Origin of the sequence: Streptomyces sp. NPDC088246, from assembly GCF_044741025.1 — a bacterium.
GTDB lineage: Bacteria > Actinomycetota > Actinomycetes > Streptomycetales > Streptomycetaceae > Streptomyces.
The window spans coordinates 209,013-232,605 of sequence record NZ_JBIURV010000009.1 but is presented as its reverse complement, the minus strand read 5'-3'; the positions used below and the strand labels follow the sequence as shown (position 1 = coordinate 232,605).

Genomic DNA, 23,593 nt, shown 5'->3' with positions numbered 1-23,593 from the left:
CCGCACACGGCGTTTCGAGCATCTTCGAGAAGGAGAGAGACCGTGACCGCGTACAACGACGAATCCGGAACGGACGGCGCCCTGCGCCGCAGCCTCGGCGTCAGCCGCCGCCGTTTTCTGAGCACCTGCACGGCCGCTGCGGCAGCGGCGATCGCCGCGCCCGCCTTCGGCGCTTCGCCGGCCCTCGCCCAGACCGCCTCCGGCAAGGGGCAGGGCGTCGGCCAGGCTCTGGTCCCGGCGGAGCGACGAGGAATCATCCTGTACACCGTGCGCGACGCCACGGGCCGGGATCCGCTCAGCACCGACCTTCCCTCGGGCTTCCGTGAGGTCTTCAGGGAACTGGCCCGCTACGGCTACAAGCAGGTCGAGTTCGCCGGGTACGGCCAGCACGCCAACGCACCCGGCGGAAGCAACCTCGAATCGGTGGAAGGCGCGAAGCTGCTGCGCTCGTGGCTGGACGACTACGGTCTGCGCGCCCAGGGCAACCACGGCTTCATCCCGTCGTCCTGGCCGCTGAACCAGAGCGACCTGGACCAGTTCAAGCGCCACCTCGAGATAGCGAACATCCTCGGCATGGAACACATGGGCACCGGTGGCGACCCCACCGGCAGCGCCTACCGTGCCGACTGGGACGTGGCCGCCGACAAGTGGAACACGCTGGGACGCATCGCTCGGGGTGCGGGCATCAAGCTGTACACCCACAACCACGACGCGGCCTACGGCTTCCTGCTCGACGGCGGTCCGCTGGACGCACAGGGCCGCCCCACCCGCAGCTCCGGCATCCGCAAGCTGGAGTACTTCCTTCAGGTCACCGACCCGAAGTCCGTGTGGCTGGAGATGGACATCTTCTGGGCGCACGTCGCCCAGTACAAGTTCCACACCTACACGGCGCACGACGGATCGCAGCAGGAGAACATCTTCGACCCGGCGGCACTGGTCCGCTGCAACACCAAGCGCTACCCGCTGTTCCACGCCAAGGACGGCATCGTCAACACCACCAACGGCCAGGGCTACGACATGGTCCCCTTCGGTACCGGGGTCATCGACTACCGGACGTTCTTCCGCCGCGTCGGGGCGAAGAACTACCACAACCCGATGGTCGAGCAGGACAACGCACCGAGCTCGACCGTCCCCGCGCAGTCCCTGAACCATGCGCGGACCGGTTACGACAACTTGGCGGCTCTGCGCAAGTAGGACCATCGGCGGCACCGGAGCGGCGGTCCGCGCCTCACCCCGGACTCCTGGAGACCGGGGAGCGGTGCGAACGCCCGCCCGGTGACGTCAGGCACCGTACGCTCCACCGCCTTCACCAGGAGCGTACGGTGCCTGATCAGCGCGCCCTTCCGGTCCTCCGGTGCCGGCGCCGCCACATCGTCGATCCCGGCGAGCATCCGCCGGGACACCTGCGGATCTCCTCGAAGGCGAGATCCACGAGATCGGTCCACTCCGGCACATCCTGCACAAGCCGCACCGCGCCCGCCCCGTCCCGGTGCTGCACCGCCCCGAGCGGCAGGAGCACCATGGCAGCCAGCGATTGCACGAGCGGGCCTACGAGGAAGTCGGCGATCTGATCAGGTTCGCCGACGATGCCAGGACCATCGTCACCACCATCAGCTCGGCGATGATGACCTTCATCGGTGTCGTCTTCAGCACATCTCCGCATCGAGCGCCGAGACGCCCCGCCACAGAGCGAAGGAGCACAGCAGCCCCACCGTCGGAGCGAACCAGAACGTATCGCGCAGATGGTCACGCAGGGGGGACAGCGCCGGGGCCGTCGGCAGCCGCGATCACTGATGCCCGCGAAGGTAGCCCGGCCGCCCCCACCACGCCCGTACGCCGCCCGGCAAACGCCCGGTGAACTGTGCGTACGCGTGCGACTGCGGACCGTACGCAGTGCTCCCCAGGCCCCACGGGCGCGCCCACCACGCCGCACTGACCACCGAATATGCAGGTGAGAGGCGCCCCAAACCCCTGGTATTGTTTTCTTTGTCGCCGCGGGAGACCGGGGCCGATCACCTAGTCCGGGTGGCGGAATGGCAGACGCGCTAGCTTGAGGTGCTAGTGCCCTTTATCGGGCGTGGGGGTTCAAGTCCCCCCTCGGACACCAGTAGAGACCCCAGTTCAACTGGGGTCTCTCTGCGTTTCCGGACGGTTCGGTGAGCATGGGAACGGCCCCGGTGGAAGCGTCCTCACGCTTCCACCGGGGCCGTCCACGCAGCCGGGAGGATCAGACGGCCTGGCGCTCCCGCGCGAGGCCGTTCACCCGTCGCCGGACGACGAACCAGCCGCCGACCAGAGCCGCCGCGATCAGCGGCAGGCACAGCACGGTCGTACGGCCCACTCCGCCGCCCCACCACATCAGGAACACGACCCCGGCGAGGAACGCCAGCGTGACGATCTGCGTGTACGGGGCCCAGGGCAGCCGGTACGAGGGGCGGGTGACCCTGCCGTCCTGTGAGCGGTGCCAGAACAGCAGCGAGCAGAGCATGATCATGCCCCAGGTGCCGAGGATGCCGATCGACGCGAAATTGAGGACGATCTCGAATGCCTGGCCAGGCATGACGTAATTGAGCACGACACCGAGTACACCGAAACCGGCGGTCAGCAGGATGCCGCCGTAGGGCACCCGGCCCTTGTTCATCCGGCCGGTGAACCTGGGCGCGGAGCCGGCCAGCGCCATGGAGCGCAGGATGCGCCCGGTGGAGTACAGACCGGAGTTCAGGCTGGAGAGCGCCGCGGTCAGCACGACCAGGTTCATCACACCGGCCGCGCCCGGGATACCGAGCTTGTCCATGACGGTGACGAAGGGGCTCTGGTCCGCCGAGTACGAGGTGTACGGCAGCAGGAGGGCCAGCAGCACCACCGAACCGACGTAGAAGAGGCCGACGCGCCACATGATCGAGTTGATCGCCTTGGGCATGATCTTCTCGGGGTTCTGCGTCTCACCCGCGGCGACGCCGCAGAGCTCGACGGAGGCGTACGCGAACACGACGCCCTGGATCACCATCAGCAACGGGAGCATGCCGGTGGGGAAGATGCCGCCGCTGTCGGAGATGGTGGAGATGCCCGGCGTGTGACCGTCCACCGGGTGCTGGGTGACCACCAGGAAGATGCCGATGAGCATGAAGGCCACCAGGGCGGAGACCTTGATGATCGCGAACCAGAACTCCATCTCACCGAAGTACCTCACCGAGATGAGGTTGGCGGTGAGGACGACGGCGAGGGCGATCAGCGCGAGGATCCACTGCGGGATGTCGCTGAACATCGCCCAGAAGTGGGCGTAGGTGGCGGCCGCGGTGATGTCGGCGACGGCGGTGGTCGACCAGTTCAGGAAGTACAGCCACCCGGCCGCGAAGGCGCCCTTCTCGCCCATGAACTCCCGGGCGTACGAGACGAAGGCACCGGAGGAGGGCCGGTAGAGCACCAGCTCGCCGAGCGCGCGGACGACGAAGAAGGCGAAGACACCACAGACCGCGTAGGCAACGGCGAGGGAGGGACCCGCACCGGCCAGTCGCCCGCCCGCGCCCAGGAACAGGCCGGTGCCGATCGCGCCGCCGATGGCGATCATGTTGATGTGACGGGACTTGAGGTCCTTGCTGTAACCGGCGTCGCCGGCGTCCCGGTGGGGGGAGCTCGTCGCCGGTGGGGCGGCGGCGAGCGTATCGGCCGCAGTGGTGCGGTCACTCATGAAGGAGATTCGCCTTTGTGGGGGGAAGGTGGGCGGTCCCGGCCATGGCCGGGACCGCGGAGTCGTCACCCGTGGCACGGCTCAACGGCATATCATCCGGGAATCCGGTGATTTTGGCAGTGCCCTACATCACTCAGGAACAAATCTGAGGTATTTCAGAGGTTACGGACAGGTAAGCAAGAGGGTGTCCTCACGGGGGCAGGCCGACTTGCTTGCCCGTGGCCCCGAACCAGGCGAATGCCTCCTCGGTCCGTGCGAGGAGTTCGGGCGGGGGTGTGGTCCACGGGCGGGTCTGCGACGGGTCGCCGCGGCCTGGAACGCGGCTGCAGCGGCCGGTCGTCTCAATCCCGATGCCTGTCGGCCGGTGCCTTCAGCAGCCGGTCCAGCTCGTTTCCGGCCTCGTCGTACCCGGCGTCGGAGATTCGTTGCAGCTCGCGCAGGTCGCCGGTCGTAGCCGCGCGTCGAGTGAGCAGTAACCCGGCGTGCATGGATCCCTCATCCAAAAGCTCGCTCAGCTCTTCGAGGTCGCCGGCTGCGTCGGCAAGGTCGGCCAGCCGGTCCGAAGCAGTCTCGTTGCCCTCATCGGCCAGCTCGCGCAGGGTCTCCCGACGGGATTCGTGTGCGTCATGACGCCATGCTGCAACCCTGCCCCAGGGGAAAGGTCAAGTGGGACGATGACCGGGTGATCACCATCGGGCAGCTGGCCAGGTACGTCGGAGTGTCGATCAAGACCATCCGCGTCTATCACGACAAAGGGCTGCTCCCCGAGCCTGACCGCGACGCGTCCCGCTACCTGCTACAGGCAAACGTTGCCTGATGCGGCACTGGCCAGGAGGCGTGGTTCAGCTGCACAGGGCCGCGTCCACGGCATTCTCAAGGTGCTCCACGGCTTCATTGGTCTTCGGTTCAAGGGTCATCGTGACGCTGGCGGCGCGGCCGTCGTCGGTGGCTGCGGCCCAGGTCCCGTAGCCGGGGATGGCACCGCTGTGGGCCCGGGCGACACGGTCGTGGGCCGGGGCGCACGGCAGTGGCGTGCTGATGATTCCCAGGCCGGCGTTGTAGCCGTCTTTCCCCATGGGAACGGTGGTGCGCATGTGGTCGAGCTGGGCCTTCGCGAGGAGGCGGCCGCACCGACCGGCAAATGGGGGGCGTCGCGGGGCTGGGCACGCACTCCCCCAAGGCCTTAAGAGCCAGGGGCCCCCCTCCGGCGTTGTCGTCAGTCGACAACGCTCCGCGTTGCCTCCCTCCTCCGCCCTGCAGCTGCACACGCAGCCCCGCTCCTTCTTCCACCCCCCATTTGCCGGTCGGTCTTGGTCACAATCCAGTCTCGGAGGTCCGGCGGTGTCTTGATTTCGGCCATGTAATCGATTTCAATCATCGCTGTAATCGATTCCATGACTCTGGACCGCTGGTTTCGAGGCTCACGGAAACCACAAGGAGGTGGTCCGGAAATGGCGAGCATCAAGGATGTCGCGGCCGAGGCGGGAGTGTCCGTCGCCACGGTCTCCCGCGTTCTCAACAGCCATCCCTCCGTCAGCCCCGACGCGCGCAGACGCGTCCTCGCAGCTGTCGACGTCCTCGGCTACCGGCCCAACGCCGTCGCCCGTTCGCTGCGCACCGATCAGACACGCACCCTCGGCCTGGTCATCAGTGACGTACTCAACCCGTACTTCACCGAACTGGCCCGATTCGTCGAGGAGGAGGCCCGCGCGCTCGGCTACAGCGTCATCATCGGCAACGCCGACGAGCAGCCCGACCTGCAGGAACATCACGTCCGCACGCTCCTCGACCGCCGGATCGACGGACTCCTCGTCTCCCCCGCCGACGGGAGCTCCCCGCTCACGCCGGGCGCCGCGGGCAGCGGCACACCGATGGTCTTCGTGGACCGCTGGATCCAGGGTGCGGACGTCCCCGTGGTACGTGCCGACGGCCGCGACGCCATCCGGGACCTGGTCGCCCACCTGCACCGCCTCGGCCACCGCAGGCTCGCGATCATCGCGGGCCCGCCGGCCGCCACCACGGGCAACGAGCGAGTCGAGGCCTTCCGCGAGGCGCTGCGTGAGCACGGACTCGCGCTGCCCGACACCTACATCGGGCAGGGCGACTTCCAGGCGGACAGCGGGCGCCGCGCCACCGAGCGCTTTCTGGCCCTTCCCGAACCGCCCGAGGTCGTTTTCGCCGCCGACAATCTGATGGCACTCGGCGCGCTGGACGCGATTCGCGCACGCGGGCTGCGCGTCCCGCAGGACATCGGGCTCGCGGCCTTCGACGACATCCCGTGGTTCCTGCATACCGACCCGCCGATCACGGCCATCGCCCAGCCGACCGGCGAACTCGGCCGAGCCGCTGTGCGGGCGCTGGTCGACCTCATCGAGGGGCGGTCCCCGCAGTCCGTCACCCTTCCCGCCCGCCTTGTCGTACGCAGTTCCTGCGGCGAGCACGCTTCGAACCGGAGGGGCAACCTGTGAGCAGCCAGGTCGAGTTGCTGCGCATCGAAGGCGTACGCAAGGCCAAGGTGCGCGAACTGGGCATCGCCCGGCTGCAGATGGTGGAGATCGCCGAGGCGCTCAGCCTCGACGCGTGCGTTCTGATCATGCCTAATCCGACTCCGGCTCGCCCGGCGGCAATACGAAGGCGGGCATGTCGCTGTCCATGCTCAACAGCCCCTTCTTCGTACAGATGAAGGAGGGCGCCCAGGCGGAGGCGAAGGCGGCCGAAGTCGCAGCCGAAGGAACTGGGCAGGATCGCCGTGCAGAAAGCGGCGCGGGCCGCAAGGGCAAGAAGGTCGATAGCATGATGAAGGTGCCGGTTCAAGGTAGTCACCGAGAAGAATGTCGCCGACTTCTCCCGAACAGCGCCTGAGCAGCGTCCGACCTCGGAAAGCAGGAACAATGCACGTCAACGACCACTACCGGTACGACCTGCTGGTTGTGGGCTCGGCCAACGCCGACCTGGTCATCGGTGTCGAACGTCGTCCGGCACCCGGTGAGACCGTGCTCGGTTCCGATCTTGCCGTCCACCCGGGCGGCAAGGGAGGGAACCAGGCGGTGGCCGCCGCCCGCCTCGGGGCCGTCACTGCGCTGCTGGCACGGGTCGGCGATGACGCCCACGGCCGCCTGCTGCTCGACTCGCAGCGGGCGGCCGGAGTGGACACCGAGGGCGTCCTCGTGGGCGGGGCACCGACCGGAGTCGCGCTGATCACCGTGGACCCCTCCGGCGACAACAGCATCGTGGTGTCGCCGGGGGCCAATGCCCGGCTGACCCCGGAGGACATCCGGGCGGCCGGACCCCTCTTCGAGGCGGCGCGGGTCGTGTCCGTACAGCTGGAGATTCCGCTGGAGACGGTTGCCGAGGTGGTCGGTGTCATGTCACTCGGTACCAGGCTGGTCCTGAACCCGTCCCCGCCCGCACCCCTGCCCGATCACGTGCTGGCCGCCTGCGACCCCTTGGTCGTCAACGAGCACGAGGCGCGCTACATGCTGGGGGAAGCCGCCGGCGCCACGCCTCAGGAGTGGGCGCGAGCACTGCTGAAGCTCGGCCCGCAGTCGGTCGTGGTCACGCTGGGTGCGGCGGGCGCGCTCGTCGCCGACGGCCGTACGGGTGACGTCGTACCCGTACCGAGCCCCAAGGTCGAGGCTGTGGACACGACGGGGGCGGGCGATGCGTTCACCGCCGCCCTGGCCTGGCGGCTCGGCCTGGGAGAGCAACTCGCCGAGGCCGCCGCGTTCGCCGTCAGGGTCGGTGCGGCGGCCGTCACCCGGCAGGGCGCGCAGGAGTCCTACCCGAGCGCAGCGGAAGTCTCCGCGCTGTGAAGTAGGCAGGAATGCTCAACCGTCATCTCGCCGGGGTGCCCGCCGAGTTGGGCATGGTGACAAGGTGCTGATCAGCGGCGTGGGCATGCACATTCCGGCCTGCCCGCGCCTGGTCGACATGGCTTTCCGGGCCGGAGTCACTTCGTTCGCCGAGGTGCTCGACGGACTGCTGGACCAACTGGTCGTGGAGGGCGCAACCGCGGCACACGAGGTACGGGGGGGCAACCCGGAGGCCGCGCAGCTTCTGGACGAGGGCCGCCCCGTACTCGCCCACGTACCGCACGGGGCTCCAGGAAGATGCGGAGACGGGTAGTGGCGCCGCCTTGGAGGGGCGGCGCCACGCGGCAGGTCGACTGCTGTGCGCCGTCGACGCCTCCCGCTCCCGGAAGACACCTTGGCAACCGCTGGACACCGCCGGAAGATCTGCGCCGCCCGTTCCTTGTCTCCCAGGGGCCGCGGCTCCTGTGAATGCCCGGGGCGGCAACCCGTCAGCCCCGGGCTCCAGTCGCGGTCATGACGCCGGGTTTCCGGCAGATTCCCGGGCCCACGCCGGGGCGGCGCCGGGCGCGGCGTCGGCCGGATCGGTGCAGTCCGTCGTGCTGGAGCCGCGGACGATGAGTTCCGGACCGAGTCGTACCGTGCGGCTCGGGCCGGCCTTCTCTCCGGCCAGCCGCCGGTCCAGCAACCGGGCGGCTTCTGCGGCCAGTTCGGCGACGGGTTGGCGGACGGTGGTCACGCCAGGGTCGGTGAGGCTCGCCATGGGGATGTCGTCGAAGCCGGTGACGGCGATCTCGCCCGGGACGTCCACTCCCAGCTGTCGCAGTCGTTGCAGCGCACCGATGGCGATGAGGTCGTTGGCGCAGACGATGGCGTCCGGGCGGTGCGCGCGGACCCGGTCCACCGCGGCACGCCCCCACTCGACGGAGAATTCGCCGAGTTCGACACGTCCGGGCGCCCGCGGGTCCAGTGCGCCGACGCCGGACTCGTACGCGGCGCGGCGTTCGACTGCCGCCGAGGCGGTGCCCGCCGCCCCGACGAAGCACAGACGGCGACGCCCCGACGCTGCGAGGTGGTCCAGTACGAGCTTTATGCCGGCGGCGTTGTCGACGACCACCGAGTCGGCGACGCCGGGGCCGCAGCCTCGGTCCAGCAGTACCAGCGGCACCCGGGCCGCCGCGTCGGTCACCGCGGCCACGCTGCGTTTCTCGTCGACCGGGACGACCAGCAGGGCGTCGACCTGACGGGCCAGCAAGGCGTTGATCCGGGCCGCTTCGGTCATCGGGTCGTCGTCGCAGTCGGCGAGAATCACGGCACGGTCGTGGACGTGCAGCGCGCGCGTCAGCTCCCGCACCAGAGTCGGGTAGAACGGGTTGGTGATCTGCGGCAGGACAAGGCCGATGGTGCCTGTCGAGCGGCTGCGCAGGGCACGGGCCACGTGATTGGGCCGGTAGCCGAGACTGTCGGCGGCCGCGCGTACCCGCCGGGCGGTTTCCGCGCCGACCGGGCGGTTGCCGACGAGCACCCGGGACACCGTGGCGACGGAACAGCCCGCCAGGCGAGCCACGTCTCGCAGTGTTACTTCCGCCACTTCGGATCGCCTGCCCTGTTCGTCTGGTCCGGCCGCGTGAAGCGGGCGGATGCCCGTGGGGAGGCGGCAAACGTTATCACCGGCCTTTCCCCGTGCCCAGACTGCGATCCGCCACCCCAAACGGGTCACAACGTGAGATAAGGCTTCACCCATTGACATCGTGGGCGTCGGTGCGCAAAGTCTTCGGAGAACGATTTCCCAGATCGTTTTCCCACCGCGTGATCAAGGAAGAGTGCGCGGTACCTGTTCGTCTCGCTGCCCGCCCGCGGGTCGGCGCCGCATGCCGGCGTGGACCGCGACGGCGGTCGGGGACCGTGCCGGCGCACTCTGTGCAGTAGCCCTTTTTGTGGCGCTGGCCGAGATCCATCTCAAACTGTTCAGCTGAGCGAAGGGGCTCTTCCGATGGCCAGAAAGATCATCCTCGACTGCGACCCCGGGCATGACGACGCGATCGCCATGCTCCTGGCGTACGGGAACCCGGATGTGGATCTGGTCGCCGTGACCACCGTGGTCGGCAACCAGACGCTGGAGAAGGTGACGCGCAACGCGTTGTCCGTGGCGCGTATCGCCGGTATCACCGGGATTCCCTTCGCCGCGGGATGTCCGCGGCCGCTGGTGCGGACCATCGAGACGGCGCCGGAGATCCACGGCGAGTCGGGACTCGACGGCCCGGCGCTGCCCGAACCGACCCTGGAGCTGGACCGACGTCACGCCGTGGACCTCATCATCGACACGGTGATGTCCCATGAGCCGGGCGAGATCACCATCGTCCCCACGGCCGGCCTGACCAACATCGCGCTCGCCGTACGCAAGGAGCCGCGCATCGCCTCCCGCGTCCGCGAGGTCGTGCTGATGGGCGGCGGCTACCACGAGGGCAACTGGAGCGCGGTCGCCGAGTTCAACATCATCATCGACCCGGAGGCCGCGCACATCGTCTTCAACGAGAGCTGGCCGGTCACCATGGTGGGTCTCGACCTGACCCACCAGGCGCTCGCGACCCCGGACGTGCGGAAGAAGATCGCCGCGGTCGGCACCAAGCCGGCCGCGTTCGTGGGCGAGCTCCTCGACTTCTTCGGCGCCACCTACCTCGAGTCGCAGGGCTTCGAGCACCCTCCGGTGCACGACCCGTGCGCGGTCGCCTACGTCATCGACCCGACCGTCATGACGGTGCGCAAGGCTCCGGTGGACATCGAGCTCACCGGCGGGCTGACCCTCGGCATGACCGTGACCGACTTCCGGGCGCCCGCCCCGCCCGACTGCCACACCCAGGTCGCCGTCAAGCTCGACCACGAGCGCTTCTGGGACCTCGTCGTGGACGCCCTGACGCGGATTGGTGACGGCGCCGAATGAACGTCTTCACCCATACCCGAGCCGTCCCGGGCGGGCCGCCGCCGGTCACCGACCGGCGCCCGGTCCGGGTGGGCGTGCTGGTCGCCGCGCTCCTCGTGGCGTGCTTCGCCTTCCAGCTGAACGCCAGCATGCTCAGCCCGGCCCTGAAGAGCATCGAGGACAGCCTGGGCGCCACTACGGCCGAGATCGGCCTCACCCAGACCGCGTTCTTCACCTCGGCGGCCCTGTTCTCGCTGTTCCTGCCGAGGCTGGGCGATATCGTCGGCCGCCGCCGGGTGCTGGTCGCGATGATGGTGCTCATGGCGGTCGGCTGCGTGGTCGCCGCGCTGGCACAGAACGTGCCGATGCTGTTCGTCGGCCGCATCATCCAGGGCGTGTCCGGGCCTACGGTGCCGCTGTGCCTGATCATGCTGCGGGTCGAGGTCACCGAGCCGAAGAAGTACGGCACCCTGCTGGGCGTGATCACCGCCGTCAACGGTGGCATCGCCGGGGTCGACTCCCTCGCCGGCGGGTTCCTCGCCGACAACCACGGCTTCGCCTCGGTGTTCTGGGTGATGGCCGTAGTGGCGGCGATCGCCACGGTTCTGGTCGCCACCATGACGCCGGAGTCCAAGGCGGACGCCGCGTCCCGGATGGACTGGCCCGGCGTCACACTCCTGGTCGTCTCGGTCGGAGCACTGCTGATCGCGCTGAACGAGGCCGGAAAGCTCGGCGCCGCGAACTGGCTGCTCTTCGCCGTCCTTGTCGTCGTGGCCGCGATCGCCTTCGCCCTGTTCTGGCGGACCGAGGGCAGGAGCGGGCACCCGCTGGTCGCAACCCGGCACCTGCGGCAGCGCGCGACCTGGGCGACGCTGCTGACCACCGTGCTCACCATGACCGGCGTGTTCGCCGTCATGAACGGGCTGATCCCGGCGTTCGCCCAGGACGCTCACGCCGGGCTCGGCATGTCCGCCGAACAGTCCGCGTGGTGGACGCTCACGCCGTACGCGCTGGCCGGGCTCGCCATGGGGCCCGTCGCCGGCCGGCTCGCCGCCACCTTCGGCTACCGCCGCATCCTGCGTCTGGGCCTGATCGGCGCGGCCGCCTCCGTCGTCCTGATGATTTTCACCCTGGGCGACCCGTCGCGTGCCCTGCTGCTCGTGGCCTCGCTACTGGTCGGCATCACCTACGCGGGCGTGGGCAACATCATGCTCAACGGCCTCGGTATCGTGCTGTCCCCGCGCGAGAACCCCGGATTCCTGCCCGGGTTGAACGCCGGTGCGTTCAACCTCGGTGCCGGGCTCAGTTTCGCGGCGCTCTACGCGGTCCAGACGGCGGTCCAGCCCGCCGACCCGGCATCACCCGACGGCTACATCGCCAGCATGATCGCCGGCGTGATCATGCTGGGTCTCGCCACCGTGGCGTCCTTCCTGATCCCCAAGCCGGTGGCGGCGGAAGACGGACTCTGACGGCCGCGGCTGCCCCGGCGTGACACTGCCGACGCCGGGGCAGCGGGATCAGCTCGGCCGGTAGAAAGCTGAGTTCCCGGGGCTGTTCACGGCACGCTGAGCGAACGTCCTGTTGCTGCGCGGCGTCTTCTTCTGACGAAGGCCGGCAGACGCCAGGCGTGCGAATCGCGGACGACGGGTCTGCGCGGTGGTCACCGCGGTTTCTGGCGCGATCACCGCGCACTCCGCGCAGCTGATGGGCCGCATCCCTCTTCGGGAGCGGCCCATCATGTGTATGCGCTGACGCATGCGGTGAGAATCCCGGTGAACCGTCGACGGTACTGATGGTCCACTCGCCCAACCCATCCCTCTCGTGACCCCGGGGACACCCGCGGGTCGGCCCGTGCGCCCCACGATGTCGGCCCCCACAAGACAGATCCGTACTCCGTGACCCGGCGGCGGACTCGGCCGGTGCAAGGCCATCCACTCCGTGACCGCGCCCGACGAAGATCTGTTTGGATGAGCGAACGCACCATCAGTAGTACCCGGTGGCGGTTGCTTTGGGGCGGGCGTGACGTAGCGTTGCCCTTTTGGTGGTGTTCGGAAGAGCACCGCAAGGCACCGTTGTGCCCTCATCAGTCATGGGGGCACCGAGGGGTATTGGGATGAAGCTCTGCTTCCTCGTTGAAGAGCTGTACCGGCATGACGGCATGCCGCTTGACGTGGTCCGACGACTGTCGTCGTGGGGACACCAGGTGGACGTGGTGCGCCCCGGAGGCTCACTACTGCGGATCTCGGAAGAGGTGCGGGCGGGGACCCATGACGCCTGGGTACTCAAGACGGTGTCCGGCGGCCCCGGGCTCACCCTTCTGGAGGCCGCAGCGGCTGTGGGCCTGACCACGGTGAACGATGCGCGGTCGATCCGCGCGGTGCGCGACAAGGTCCTCACATCGGTCATCGCGCGACAGCACGGGCTACCGGTTCCGGTGACCTATTCGGCACCGAGGGCCACGCTGTTCGCGGACGTTCCCGAGGAGCTCTTCCCCCTGGTGGTCAAGCCCGCCGATGGCAGTTCGGGGCGCGGGGTACGGTTCGTGTCGGACCCCGGGCGGCTGGCGGATGCGGAGCAGGCGGGGGAGGGCCAACTCATCGCCCAGCCCTACGTGTCCAACCCGGGCTCCGACCTGAAGGTCTACTGTCTCGCGGGCGAGTTCCACGCGACCTTGCGCCGCTCCCCGCTCCACCCGGACGGGCCGGTCGACGAGGGAGCCGTCCCCCTGCCCGCCGAGGTGGCCGCAGCGGCGGCGAAGGTGGGAGCGGTCTTCGGCCTCGATCTGTACGGCATCGACGTGGTGCTCGGCCCCGACGGCCCCGTGATCGTCGACATCAACGACTTCCCGAGCTTCCGTCAGGTTCCCGACGCCGTATCCCGGTTGGCCGGAGCCGTCCTCGACCTGGCCAGGACGGGCGGCGCTGCCAGGACTGGCGTGCCCGCCCCTGCTCCGCGCATTCCCGCGCAGCCGCAGATCCCCCACGGACAGCCCCACCCGCACCCCGAAGCGGACATGCTGGCGGCCGCACCGGGAGCCGCCCAGATATGAGGGTGTGTCTGCTGACCGACAAGCCGGCTCATCCGCTGCTTGCCGCAGCCTCTTCCGCACTGATCGAGGCGGAGCACCGGGTGACGTTCCTGAACCCGGACACCGGAACCGTATCCCCGTCGGAACTGGTGATCCCGGATGATCTCGCCGACGTCTACCTCCTCAAGGCTCATACCCCCCGGGCACTGGAGCTTGCCCGATTCCTCGAAGCACACGGTGCCCGGGTGGTGAACTCCGCTGCCGCGACGGAGCTGTGCCAGGACAGGAGCCGGATCGCCACCGTGGCCGATGGCGCGGGATTGCCGATGCCCCGGACCAGGACCCTGGACGCGCTGTCCGAAGCCCTCCACGGAGCGGAGCGGCCGGAGAGCGGCTATCCGCTCATGGTCAAGAGCCGCCACAGTCGGCGCGCGGACCTTGTCGCCCGCGTGGACGGCCCGGCCGAGCTACGGGACCTTGCCGCCAAGTGGCCCAACGAGCCTGTCGTCCTGCAGGAGTTCGTCGCGAACAGCGGCTGGGACCACAAGCTGTGGGTGATCGCGGGGGAGGTGTTCGCGGGGGTGCGCCCCGCACCGGTGGGCGCCCCGCCGGACGGTGCGCAGTCTGCGCCCCTGGTCCGTGACCTGCCGCCGGCCTGGACCGAAACGGCCCACCACACAGGCGAGGTCTTCGGCCTGGATGTCTACGGTGTCGACCTGCTGGACCGCGAGGGGGCGCCCGTCATCGTCGACATCAACGCCTTCCCGGGCATCCGAGGACCGAAGGGCGCCCCCGCGGCGCTGGCAGCCCTGGCACTGCGACGCCCCCGGCCCGGCCCTCCCGCCTACGAGGCCTGACACACCCCGCAGATACCGGGGCTGGCGAAGCGACCCCGGTATCTGCGGCACGGAAGAGACCGGCGCCCCTCAGCGATCGCGCATCAACGGCACGTCGGCGCTGAGCGCCGATGGGCTTGAGCCCACCGACGCTACCGACGGCAACCACGGCGGACGGCCCAAGGTCATCGACGACATGCTCACCTTCGCCCTGGCCCTCAGGGACAAGGGCGTCCCCGTCCCGGGGTCTGAGACTGGTGGGCTCGCATGTTGAGGTGTCGCGTATTTCTGCCAGGGTCACCCCTGCGGTCACCCTGAGCGATGGCCGACGACCCTCGCTCTTGACCACACTCTGGCGTGCTCTCCTGGAGTCCCTTATCATCCGAGAACTGATTGAGGGCGTGACCTCGCGGCTGCGCGGACCCATAACGGTCCGCCGCTTCCCAGGGGTTACACCGTCTCAGCCAACCATCGTGCTTCGGTGGTCGAGCTGAGACGGCATGTCTCGGAACGGCCACCCTCACAGAAGGATGTCGGCCGTTGAGTTCCGGACCTTTGACGCGCCTCTTGCTCGTCGCCCTGGCAACTGTCCTGTCCCTGCTAGTCGCAGTCATCGCTGGTGTGCTGTCTTGGGCAGCGGACGGAAGCATGCCACGCGCAGTGCTCTGCGGTGGTGGGGCATTCGTCGTATGGATGACCCTCTCCATCTCGCTGTACTCAGTTCTGGGCCTGCTCGACAGGGGCGTCGGGCAGGGATGATGTGCAGCCCAACCGACTGGGGTGCTCCTCGTGCTCTTCTTGATGGATCTGGGGTCACCGTGTGTGGTCGCCAGGGGCGTAGCGGGCCCAGGTGCCCTCCGGCTTCGGTGACCAGGCGGGTGGTGGTCTTGTCGTGGTAGCCGAGAGCCTTGGCGATGACGGGAGCTGGGGCTTGGAGGACGAGGTGACGGATCGATGAGGTCCGTGCCCGCTGGAGGGGAACGCCGAGTCCGCGTAGTCCGTCCCGCAGGGTGCCCGGGTGCATCGGCTGGTTCGCCCGGCGGCCGGGGAAGAGCCGGCGGGACTCCGCGTTCACTGCGGCTGTTCTGCCGGGCAGGGCGGTGATGTAGTCCAGCAGCAGCGACGCGACGGGTTCCGGGACCGGCGAGGGAGGCTCACCGAGCCGCAGCAAGACGTGGGTGTCGTCGCGGAGGACGTCGTCGGTCGTCAGACGGACGTGTTCAGGGTCCGAGGTGGAGGCGAGGTCCAGGATGTCGCAGAGGGTGGCCAGCACCGGCAGGGACAGCCGTTCGGGGGTGCCGGAGACCAGGCGGTGGACCTGAGAGGAGGAGAGGGTGATGCCGCGTTCGGTCAGGTGCGGCATCAGCTCGGCAACGGTGAACATGCCGCGGGCAGTCATGAGTTCACGCAGTCGCCACCGGTAGCTGATCTGGCGTGGCATCACGAAGTCCTTCCCGGCCGCAGAGCGGCCTCGATCGTGGCGTCCAGGGCGCGACGCAGCGTGCGGGCGCGGAAGTCGGAGGAGACGCAGGTGTAGATAGCGGTCGTGGAGGCGTAGTCGTGGCCGACCTGGTGCTGGACGAACAGCGGATCGAAGCCGTCTTCGATCAGGTGAGTGATGTAGGACCTGCGCAGCGAGTGGAACTCCAACGCGGGGTCGAGACCGAGCGCGTCGCGGTAGGCGGCGAAGCGGGAGTCCAGCCGCTGGAGGCCGACTCGCCGGGCGCGTTCGGACGGCCACAAGGCCGGGCCGGTGGAGTGGCGCAGACCGGGCCGGACCTCGCTGATCCACTCCTCGATGATCTCCGGTGCCCATCGCCAGACCGTCAGCACGGTGCGGCGCTAGGGCGGCGAACCCTTCTTCGCCTTGCCGTAGCGGACCTGGAGAGTGCCGTAGTCGCCGAACTCCGGGCCTTCCGGGTTACGGCCGAAATCGGTGAGGTCGAGCATCCGCGTCTCGTTCCGACGCAGCCCGTAGCCGTAGGTGGTCTTGAACAGCGCGGCGTCCCGGAAGGCCGGCAACCATCCCTTGCGGCCCTTGCCCCGCACCCGCAGGACCTGTTCGTCGGCGTAGTCGAAGAACGCCTCCAGCTCGGGCCGGGTGAAGGCCCGTCGCTCGGGCTCGCCCTCTGCCTCGTCGGCGTGCGTGGCGGCGTTCCACTCGTGGACGACCTGCACCGGGTGCGTACCGAAGTGGCGCATGCACTCCTCAACCCAGCCGTAGGCCGGGTTGGTCAGGAAGTCGCAGAACAGCCGCACCGAACCCTGGTAGTTGCGCAGGGTGGAGCGGACGCAGCCGTGGACGGCCCGCAGGCCGGCCGACCAGTCGTCCACATGCTGAGGGGGCCACTCCCACGGCATCGCATCCGTGTGGCGGGCGAACGAGCGGACCGTACGTTCCTGGTCCTCGATGTATCCGAGCGAGAGATTGCGCGCGAGCTGCTGGTTGCGCCAGCCCTGAAGCACGCCTCGAAGACCTGCTCGTCGGGCCGTAGCAACGGCGGACCGTCAACGAGCTGGAGCCGGGCAGGCCCCGGCGCGAGACCATCCCCACCCATCGATCCTCACTCTCTGTCCATCGCATTGGATGCGAGAATTTCGCATCCAATGCGAGCCGGGAGCGTTTTCGCAGCTCAGTCGCTCGAAGGAGTGAGAAGCCGCCTACTGTCGCGACGGCGTCGCTACGGTGGAACCGGGCGTCGAAGCAGGCCCCCGCCCCGGCCTGACCGCTGATCGCCCGTCATGCGCTGCCGCCAGGGCGGATGTCGCGTATTCGCATCCGATGCAATTGGCGTCGGTAGGAACATCCGTGTCAGATCGTGCGCTAAGGCTTCTTTGCGCTGATTGGCACTTTGACCTGGAGTGATCCGGCATCGGAGCCTTCGCGGGTCGTTGTTGTCGACCTTCGGAGAGCTGTTGTGGCGGTCGAGTTCTACTCGGATGAGCGGGCGGCCCGGTGGGGCCTTTCACGAGGCGCCATCTCGTGTGGAGTTGGAGCGGCATTTCTTCTTGGGCGACGCGGACCGGGAGGGTGCAGACCAAGTGGCGGGCGCACAACCGGCTCGGGCTCGCGGTCCGCCTGCTTCACGACGCCGGGTCACCTTCCGCTCCCGGGGCGGAGCCAAGAAGCACCGAACCACTCACCGCGCCTCGGCCCTGGGAGGCCAGGGCCGAGGCGGCTGAGGATCCGATCAAATCGTGTCCGCGACCTTGATGTGACCCCGCTGGATGACCCACTTCTGGTTTGCGTGGTTGACGCACTGCCAGATGCGCACGTGATCACCGTTGTTGCGGGTGTTGCCGGCGTCCAGACACATCTCCTGGCTCTTCCCCACCGTGTCGGCGAGCACAATCTGCGCGTTGCGGACGATCCACTTCTGGTTCGTGTTGGTGCCGCCGCACGCCCAGATCTTGGTCCTGTCACCGTTGTTGCGGGTGTTGCCGGCGTCCAGGCACATCTCCTTGCCGGTGCCGATCGTGTCTTCAACCTTGATCTGTCCATTGGCGATCACGAACCGCTGGTTTGTGTGGTTGACGCAGTGCCAGATGCGTACGTGATCACCGTTGTTGCGGGTGTTGCCGGCGTCCAGGCACACCTCCTTGGCAGCCTGGGACGCGGGAGCCGCCGCAGAGGACGGCACCCCCGCGCCGAGGGCGAGCATGAGCGCCGCGCCAGTGAGGGAGCCAAGGCAGCGAGGAGAAAGGAGCGAAGCCATGAGCACAATCCCAATCGTTGGAGGGGAACCGAGAGCACCGCCACGAGACCGGCAGCCGGTGCCCATGCATCGTGGGTGCCGCTGTCGGCCGCCGGTAGCGGATATCTCCAGGCACCCCCCGTTAGAGCGAAGCAGGATCACCCATCCGCAGGAGTCATAGGAAGATCACGGTGATGTCTCCGGCAGAGCGGGGTCGTCGACCGTCGTGATGGGGAGGGCGGGCGGCTTCGCGCCCCGGCGGGCCGTTCCGGTCGACGCGGGCTCGCTGGCGAACATCCATCCTTACGTCGTCAGCGAGGTGCGCTGATCCTTCTCAGCGCCGACCGTGGTTCCATTGATCCCGGGGCCGGAATCGTGCTGGAGCCGGTCGATGTCGGCCGGGGTCACCGCACGCGGGTACGGCAGCGCACCGTCGCTCACACCGATGACCGCGACGCAACGGAGGGGTCCGGCACGGTGCCGATCCGGGCGCTTCCCGCCCTCGGTGCGACCCGGGCCGGCCGCCTCCTGCACACCCCGGGCCCGGTGCGTGCTTCCCCGGATGAAGACAGGGGGCCTAGGTCCCCCCTCGAACCGGGGTGGCAGGCCCAATGTTTCCGAAGCCTCCTCACAGCAGACTGATCTCCGACGGGATCGAGGGAGCCCGCAGGAGGAGGCCGGAATGAAGAGGGTCGCATCACCCGCACTTTGGCAGCCGCCGTTGCGCGGGCTCGCGCTGGCCGCACAGAAAGTGCCGCAGGCGGCCCTCTTCGCGCTCATGGTGTTCTCGTCGGCCTCTCTGGGCCTCGGCGTAGGTGTGCTGCTGCTCCCCGTCGTCGTGGCGGCCGTCCGTAAGCTGGCCAACCGTTCCCGCAGGCTGGCCCGCGACTGGTCCGGGGTGACGATCGCGCAGCCATACCGTGAACTGCCCGAGCCGAGGCCAGGCCTCGCGGGACGCTGGGGGCACTGCCTGCGACTGCTCCAGGACCCGGCCACCTTGCGGGACACGCTCTGGACGATCGTCGACCCCGTGATCGGCACCGTCCTCGCGCTGCTTCCCGCCGCGCTGCTGGTGTACGGACTTGAGGGTCTGGTTCTCCCGTTCCTCTGGGACCCCCTCGTCTCCGCGGGCTATCACGACCACTACGCCGGACTGATCGATGTGAGCGGCGAACGAGGTGTACGCACCTGGCTGATGCCCCTGTTCGGTCTCGGTTTCATCTGGCTCGGACTCAGGACGGGACCCCTGCTGCTCACCGCCCACGCCCGCTTCACCCGCAAGCTGCTCGGTCCGCGGATCGATGACGAACTCTCCGCACGCGTCGGACACTTGACCCGCACCCGGGGGGCAGTGGTGGACAGTCAGGCCGCCGAACTCCGCAGGATCGAACGCGATCTGCATGACGGCGCACAGGCCAGGCTGGTCGCGATGGGAATGAACCTGGACGCCGTCGGTCAACTGCTGGACACCAACCCCGAAGCCGCCCGCGCACTGCTGCTGGAGACCAGGGAATCATCCTCCAAGGCGCTCGGTGAACTCCGTGACCTCGTACGGGGAATTCACCCGCCGGTCCTCTCCGACCGGGGACTCGGCGACGCCGTACGCGCCTTGGCGCTGGACAGCCCGCTGCCGGTCGATGTCGCCGTCGATCTGCCGGGCCGGCTCGACGCCCCGGTGGAGACTGCCGCCTACTTCGCGGTCAGTGAACTGCTCACCAACGCGGCCAAGCACGCCCGGGCCGATCACGTCTGGATCGATATCCGCCACGAGCGCGAGGCCCTGCGCATCAGTGTGGGCGATGACGGATGCGGTGGCGCGACGGTATCGGCGGGAACAGGGCTGGGCGGAATCGAGAGCCGAATTGCCGCATTCGACGGAGTGCTTTCCGTCAACAGCCCTCAGGGCGGACCGACCATGACCACGATGGAGATCCCGTGCGCGTTGTTCTCGCCGAAGACCTCTTCCTGCTGAGAGAGGGGCTCGTCCGGCTTCTGACGGCCCACGGTTTCGAAATCGCCGCCGCAGTGGACAACGGCCCGGAACTCCTCGACGCACTGGTCGAGCACCGGCCGGATGTCGCACTGGTGGATGTGCGGCTCCCGCCCACCTTCACCGACGAGGGACTGCGCGCGGCCATCGAGGCACGGCGCAGGATCCCCGGACTCCCGGTGCTGGTTCTCTCGCAGTACGTCGAGCAACTGTACGCCCGCGAGCTGCTGGCCGACGGCACGGGAGGAGCCGGCTATCTGCTCAAGGACCGGGTTTTCGACAGCGGCCGTTTCGTCGATGCCGTCCGCCGGGTCGCGGCAGGTGGCAGTGCGATGGACCCCGAAGTGGTGGCAAAACTGCTCAGGGGCAACGCCCGGGACGAACCGCTCACCCGGCTCACCCCACGGGAGTACGAGGTGCTCGGACTCGTGGCGGAAGGACGTTCCAACGCCGCCATCGCCGGCCGGCTCGGCGTGAGCGAGAAGGTCGTCACCAAGCACACATCGAGCGTCTTCACCAAACTCGATCTGGCGCCGTCGGACGACGACAACCGCCGGGTCCTTGCCGTACTCGCCTATCTGAACTCCTGACACCCTGCCGGGTCGGCAGCGAAACAGACGCGGTGGTCGCGGCGTCGCGATGCCGCGGCCATGCCATTCGCCGAACAGGCGCCGCACAGCCGTAACGGCTCGCTGCGCCCGCTGAGTCATGCCCGCACCGGGCCGGAACACACGGCACATTTCCCACTCATGGACGAGGAGTCCCCCATGCCAGGACCGCACGACTGGGCCGACCGGCTCCTGAGACTGCCGAGCGGACGAAAGGGCAAGTGGCTGACGCTGGTTGTCTGGCTGATCGTCGTGGTGGCTGCGGTGCCGCTCGCCGGGCAGCTGTCGGAGCTCGAGAAGGACGGTCTCACCGTCGAACTGCCCCGTGGAGCCGAGTCCACCGAGGTGGCCGGGCTTGCCGACCGCTTCGACGAGGGCAGGATCTCGCTCGGCATCGTCGTCTACGTCCGCGACAGCGGACTCACCGCGCAGGACCGGGCCAAAGTCGCGTCCGACATCGAGGAGTTCGCCACCCTGGCGGCAGGAATCGTCGAACCGGCACGGCCCTCCGAGGACGGCAGGGCCCTGACCGCGTTGGTCCCCCTCGACAAGCAGGACAGCACTGCGCTGGCGGACAACGCCGAGAAAGTGCGCGACCGCGCCACCAGCGACCGGCCCGACGGTCTGAAGGCCGAGCTGACCGGGCCTGCGGGCAACTCCCTGGACGCCGCGGACGCCCGGGAGTCCACAGGTCGTGCGCTCACCCTGATCACTGTCGTGGTGGTTGCCGCGCTGCTGCTCATCACCTACCGCAGCGCGATCCTGTGGCTACTGCCCCTGCTCGTCGTGGGTGTCTCCTTCCTCACCACCCAGGCGGTCTCCGCCCTGCTCGCCAAGGGGTTCGATCTGACCGTCGGCGGCGGGAACGAGATCGTCGTCACCGCACTGCTCTTCGGCGTGGGCACCGACTACGCGATGCTGCTGCTCGCCCGCTACCGCGAGGAGCTGCGCATCCATGAGGACCGGCACCACGCCATGCGGACGGCCCTGCGCAGGGCCGTACCGGCCATCGCCGCCTCGGCCGCGACCGTGTGCATCGGGCTCCTCTGCCTCACCCGGGCCGACGTCGGGTTCAACCACACGCTCGGCCCGGGCGGTGCCGTTGCGATCGTCTGCGGACTTGCCACGATGACCACGCTGTTCCCGGCCGTGCTCGTCCTGCTGGGCCGATGGGTCTTCTGGCCCCGTGTGCCGCGCGCCGGGGCCACCGCGAAGAACGCCGACCGCCTGCTGTGGGACCGGATCGGCGGCCGGATAGCCCGGCGCCCGCGTCTGGTGTGGGCGTGCTCCGCCCTCGTCCTCACCGTGCTGGCACTCGGCTCCCTGGGCCTGAGGACCGGGCTGGACGACGAGCACCTCGTCATCGGCAGGCCCGGCTCGATCGCCGGCCAGGAACTCCTCGCCGCCCACTACCCGGCCGGGCAGAGCCGGCCCGCCGAGGTGATCAGCAGGGCCGCGGCCGCACCGGCGGTCGCCGAGGCACTGAAGCACATCGACGGGGTCTTCGAGGTCGTGCCCGCCACCATCTCCGCCGACGGTGAACTCGCCGACACCAAAGCCGTGTTGAAGGCGGACGCGGACAGCTCGGGCGCCGCTCGCACCGTGGACCGGATCCGCACCGCCGTCCATGACATCCCCGAAGCCGACGCACGGGTCGGCGGTCCCACCGCCATGGCCCAGGAGAAGGCCGAGGCGCAGGCACACGACCGCAGGGTGGTCATCCCGCTGGTGCTCGTCGTGGTCTTCGTCATCCTGATCGCACTGCTCAGGGCCCTGGTCGCGCCGGTGCTGCTGATGGCGACCGTGGTGCTCTCCTACTTCGCCGCACTCGGCATCAGTTGGCAGCTGTTCCAGCACGTCCTCGGCTTCCCCGCTGTCGACATCCAGGTCATGCTGATCGGCTTCCTGTTCCTGGTCGCCCTCGGCGTCGACTACAACATCTTCCTCATCCACCGCATCCGTGAGGACGTCGGGCACCAGGGCCACCGGAGCGGGGTCCTGTCCGGCCTCACCTCCACCGGCGGGGTCATCACCGGCGCGGGCGCGGTCCTCGCGGCGACGTTCGCCGCCCTCACCAGCGCTCCACAGGTGGCGTTCATCGAGATCGGCATCGTGGTGGCGATCGGCGTACTGATCGACACCTTCCTGGTCCGCTCCGTCCTCGTGCCGGCGCTCGCCCTCGACGTCGGCCCCGCCTTCTGGTGGCCGGGCCGCCCGGTGGGCCGGGACACGGCAGCGCAGACCGTCGACGACGCGCCCAGGGAGGCGGTCGCGGTCGCCGTCAGCTCCGGGCGGCGTACACGATGAGGTTGTCCACGGGGTGGCCCTGTGCGTCGAATGCGCCGTCACAGGTGATGAGACGCAGGACGCGCTCGTCGGTGGCGCCGTAGACCCTCTTGGTCGGGAAGGCCTTCTTGCTGACGGTCTCCGTGCCGGTGACCCTGTAGTGGATCTCCGCCCCCCGGTTGTTGCGGATCGCGATGTCCGCACCCTTGCCGATCTTCTTCAGATCGTGGAAGACGGCCTTCCCGAAGCGGGTGTTGTTGTGCCCGATGAGGATTGCGGCGCCACGCTCGCCGGGGACGGCGCCACCGGTGTACCAGCCGACCGTCATGCCCTTCTCGGCGGGCGGGACCTGGACGGTGCCGTCCTCGTTCAGACCGAGCCGCATCAGCGAGCTGTTCACCCCGATCGAAGGGATGCTGACATTGATGGGGCTCGCCGCGGACTTCGGCTTCCCGGACTCCTCGGGCTTCTGCGTCCCCTCGGGCCCCGTGTCCATCGGAGAGTTGACAGAGCCCGGGGCGCCGGATGAACTGCCGCCGGCGTGTGACGCGGCGGACGAGGCATCCACGGCGCCGGAGGAGCAGCCGGTGAGAGCGAGACAGGCGAGCACCGGAAGTGCGACATGCCAGAGCGGCATGGGCGTACGGGACATGGGGGCTCCAGAACGGGACGGAGATGGGCAGTGGCGCCGCCCGGGACGGGCGGCGCCACGAGAGAAGGTCAACCGCTGTGC

Annotated in this window: 22 protein-coding genes, 1 tRNA gene and 2 pseudogenes; 14 read left to right on the top strand and 11 right to left on the bottom strand. The window is 68.8% G+C overall.

What is annotated here, in order from left to right; all coding sequences use genetic code 11:
- The first annotated feature begins 42 nt into the window (after positions 1–42).
- Entirely contained in the window at positions 43–1,194 is a 1,152-nt protein-coding gene (locus ACIPEK_RS15645) for a sugar phosphate isomerase/epimerase family protein (protein WP_401995782.1), read from the top strand.
- A gap of 38 nt (positions 1,195–1,232) precedes the next feature.
- On the opposite strand, the pseudogene ACIPEK_RS15640 reads toward ACIPEK_RS15645, so the two are convergent.
- Positions 1,233–1,540: pseudogene (locus ACIPEK_RS15640) on the bottom strand (DUF2254 domain-containing protein); the annotation flags it as partial.
- 479 nt (positions 1,541–2,019) lie between these two features.
- On the opposite strand from ACIPEK_RS15640, the gene ACIPEK_RS15635 reads away from it, so the two are divergent.
- Positions 2,020–2,107: transfer RNA gene (locus ACIPEK_RS15635), tRNA-Leu, on the top strand.
- Between the two features lie 120 nt (positions 2,108–2,227).
- Here the strand turns inward: ACIPEK_RS15635 and ACIPEK_RS15630 are convergent.
- Positions 2,228–3,688: an amino acid permease gene (locus ACIPEK_RS15630; protein ID WP_401995779.1), complete on the bottom strand. Its 1,461-nt coding sequence runs from the start codon at positions 3,686–3,688 to the stop codon at positions 2,228–2,230.
- Between the two features lie 341 nt (positions 3,689–4,029).
- The gene (locus ACIPEK_RS15625) at positions 4,030–4,176 is read right to left on the bottom strand and encodes a hypothetical protein (RefSeq protein ID WP_401995777.1); all 147 of its coding nucleotides are present in this window, start codon (positions 4,174–4,176) and stop codon (positions 4,030–4,032) included.
- Between the two features lie 146 nt (positions 4,177–4,322).
- On the opposite strand from ACIPEK_RS15625, the gene ACIPEK_RS15620 reads away from it, so the two are divergent.
- Positions 4,323–4,505 carry a MerR family DNA-binding transcriptional regulator gene (locus ACIPEK_RS15620; RefSeq protein ID WP_401995774.1) on the top strand — a complete coding sequence of 61 codons (183 nt, stop codon included), beginning with the start codon at positions 4,323–4,325 and terminating at the stop codon, positions 4,503–4,505.
- Between the two features lie 25 nt (positions 4,506–4,530).
- Here ACIPEK_RS15620 and ACIPEK_RS15615 read toward each other — a convergent pair whose 3' ends face one another.
- Positions 4,531–4,782, bottom strand: coding sequence for a hypothetical protein (locus ACIPEK_RS15615; RefSeq protein WP_401995771.1), 252 nt, complete (start codon positions 4,780–4,782; stop codon positions 4,531–4,533).
- Positions 4,783–5,139: 357 nt separating this feature from the next.
- Here ACIPEK_RS15615 and ACIPEK_RS15610 point away from each other — a divergent pair, with 357 nt between their 5' ends.
- The 4 genes and pseudogenes from ACIPEK_RS15610 to ACIPEK_RS15595 all read left to right on the top strand — a co-directional run.
- Positions 5,140–6,156 (top strand): LacI family DNA-binding transcriptional regulator, encoded by a 1,017-nt coding sequence (locus tag ACIPEK_RS15610; RefSeq protein WP_401995768.1) that lies wholly within the window; start codon positions 5,140–5,142, stop codon positions 6,154–6,156.
- A 172-nt stretch (positions 6,157–6,328) separates the two neighbouring features.
- A complete protein-coding gene (locus tag ACIPEK_RS15605) occupies positions 6,329–6,550 on the top strand; it encodes a hypothetical protein (RefSeq protein WP_401995765.1) in 222 nt (73 codons plus the stop codon).
- A 29-nt stretch (positions 6,551–6,579) separates the two neighbouring features.
- Positions 6,580–7,500, top strand: coding sequence for a ribokinase (locus ACIPEK_RS15600; protein WP_401995762.1), 921 nt, complete (start codon positions 6,580–6,582; stop codon positions 7,498–7,500).
- An 11-nt stretch (positions 7,501–7,511) separates the two neighbouring features.
- Positions 7,512–7,783 (top strand): annotated as a pseudogene (locus tag ACIPEK_RS15595) (RbsD/FucU domain-containing protein); the annotation flags it as partial.
- Positions 7,784–8,011: 228 nt separating this feature from the next.
- Here the strand turns inward: ACIPEK_RS15595 and ACIPEK_RS15590 are convergent.
- Positions 8,012–9,064, bottom strand: a complete 1,053-nt coding sequence (locus ACIPEK_RS15590) for a LacI family DNA-binding transcriptional regulator (RefSeq protein WP_401995759.1) — start codon at positions 9,062–9,064, stop codon at positions 8,012–8,014.
- 426 nt (positions 9,065–9,490) lie between these two features.
- Here ACIPEK_RS15590 and ACIPEK_RS15585 point away from each other — a divergent pair, with 426 nt between their 5' ends.
- The 4 genes from ACIPEK_RS15585 to ACIPEK_RS15570 all read left to right on the top strand — a co-directional run bounded on the left by ACIPEK_RS15585 (position 9,491) and on the right by ACIPEK_RS15570 (position 14,302).
- Positions 9,491–10,438: a nucleoside hydrolase gene (locus ACIPEK_RS15585; protein WP_383079873.1), complete on the top strand. Its 948-nt coding sequence runs from the start codon at positions 9,491–9,493 to the stop codon at positions 10,436–10,438.
- Complete coding sequence (locus ACIPEK_RS15580; RefSeq protein WP_401995756.1) at positions 10,435–11,886, top strand: MFS transporter; 1,452 nt, start codon at positions 10,435–10,437, stop codon at positions 11,884–11,886. Before ACIPEK_RS15585 ends, ACIPEK_RS15580 begins: the two co-directional genes overlap by 4 nt.
- 644 nt (positions 11,887–12,530) lie before the next feature.
- A complete protein-coding gene (locus ACIPEK_RS15575; RefSeq protein WP_401995753.1) occupies positions 12,531–13,466 on the top strand; it encodes a RimK family alpha-L-glutamate ligase in 936 nt (311 codons plus the stop codon).
- Entirely contained in the window at positions 13,463–14,302 is an 840-nt protein-coding gene (locus ACIPEK_RS15570; RefSeq protein ID WP_401995750.1) for a RimK family alpha-L-glutamate ligase, read from the top strand. Before ACIPEK_RS15575 ends, ACIPEK_RS15570 begins: the two co-directional genes overlap by 4 nt.
- Positions 14,303–14,891: 589 nt before the next feature.
- On the opposite strand, the gene ACIPEK_RS15565 is transcribed toward ACIPEK_RS15570, so the two are convergent.
- The 5 genes from ACIPEK_RS15565 to ACIPEK_RS15545 form a co-directional block, all read right to left on the bottom strand.
- Entirely contained in the window at positions 14,892–15,722 is an 831-nt protein-coding gene (locus ACIPEK_RS15565; RefSeq protein WP_401995747.1) for a helix-turn-helix domain-containing protein, read from the bottom strand.
- Positions 15,722–16,114 carry a tyrosine-type recombinase/integrase gene (locus ACIPEK_RS15560; RefSeq protein ID WP_401995744.1) on the bottom strand — a complete coding sequence of 131 codons (393 nt, stop codon included), beginning with the start codon at positions 16,112–16,114 and terminating at the stop codon, positions 15,722–15,724. Before ACIPEK_RS15560 ends, ACIPEK_RS15565 begins: the two co-directional genes overlap by 1 nt.
- 9 nt (positions 16,115–16,123) lie before the next feature.
- Positions 16,124–16,747, bottom strand: coding sequence for a hypothetical protein (locus ACIPEK_RS15555; protein ID WP_401995741.1), 624 nt, complete (start codon positions 16,745–16,747; stop codon positions 16,124–16,126).
- Positions 16,748–17,472: 725 nt separating this feature from the next.
- Positions 17,473–17,997 (bottom strand): ricin-type beta-trefoil lectin domain protein, encoded by a 525-nt coding sequence (locus tag ACIPEK_RS15550; RefSeq protein ID WP_401995738.1) that lies wholly within the window; start codon positions 17,995–17,997, stop codon positions 17,473–17,475.
- 282 nt (positions 17,998–18,279) lie between these two features.
- Positions 18,280–18,417, bottom strand: coding sequence for a hypothetical protein (locus ACIPEK_RS15545; RefSeq protein ID WP_401995858.1), 138 nt, complete (start codon positions 18,415–18,417; stop codon positions 18,280–18,282).
- A 241-nt stretch (positions 18,418–18,658) separates the two neighbouring features.
- Between ACIPEK_RS15545 and ACIPEK_RS15540 the strand changes: the two genes are divergently transcribed.
- The 3 genes from ACIPEK_RS15540 (at position 18,659) to ACIPEK_RS15530 (ending at position 22,881) form a co-directional block, all read left to right on the top strand.
- The gene (locus ACIPEK_RS15540; protein WP_401995735.1) at positions 18,659–19,948 is read left to right on the top strand and encodes a sensor histidine kinase; all 1,290 of its coding nucleotides are present in this window, start codon (positions 18,659–18,661) and stop codon (positions 19,946–19,948) included.
- Positions 19,912–20,556 (top strand): response regulator, encoded by a 645-nt coding sequence (locus ACIPEK_RS15535; protein ID WP_401995732.1) that lies wholly within the window; start codon positions 19,912–19,914, stop codon positions 20,554–20,556. Before ACIPEK_RS15540 ends, ACIPEK_RS15535 begins: the two co-directional genes overlap by 37 nt.
- A gap of 177 nt (positions 20,557–20,733) precedes the next feature.
- Positions 20,734–22,881, top strand: a complete 2,148-nt coding sequence (locus ACIPEK_RS15530; RefSeq protein WP_401995729.1) for an MMPL family transporter — start codon at positions 20,734–20,736, stop codon at positions 22,879–22,881.
- Here the strand turns inward: ACIPEK_RS15530 and ACIPEK_RS15525 are convergent.
- A complete protein-coding gene (locus tag ACIPEK_RS15525; RefSeq protein ID WP_401995726.1) occupies positions 22,856–23,512 on the bottom strand; it encodes a class F sortase in 657 nt (218 codons plus the stop codon). The two genes, ACIPEK_RS15530 and ACIPEK_RS15525, sit on opposite strands and share 26 nt — an antisense overlap.
- Positions 23,513–23,593 lie beyond the last annotated feature (81 nt).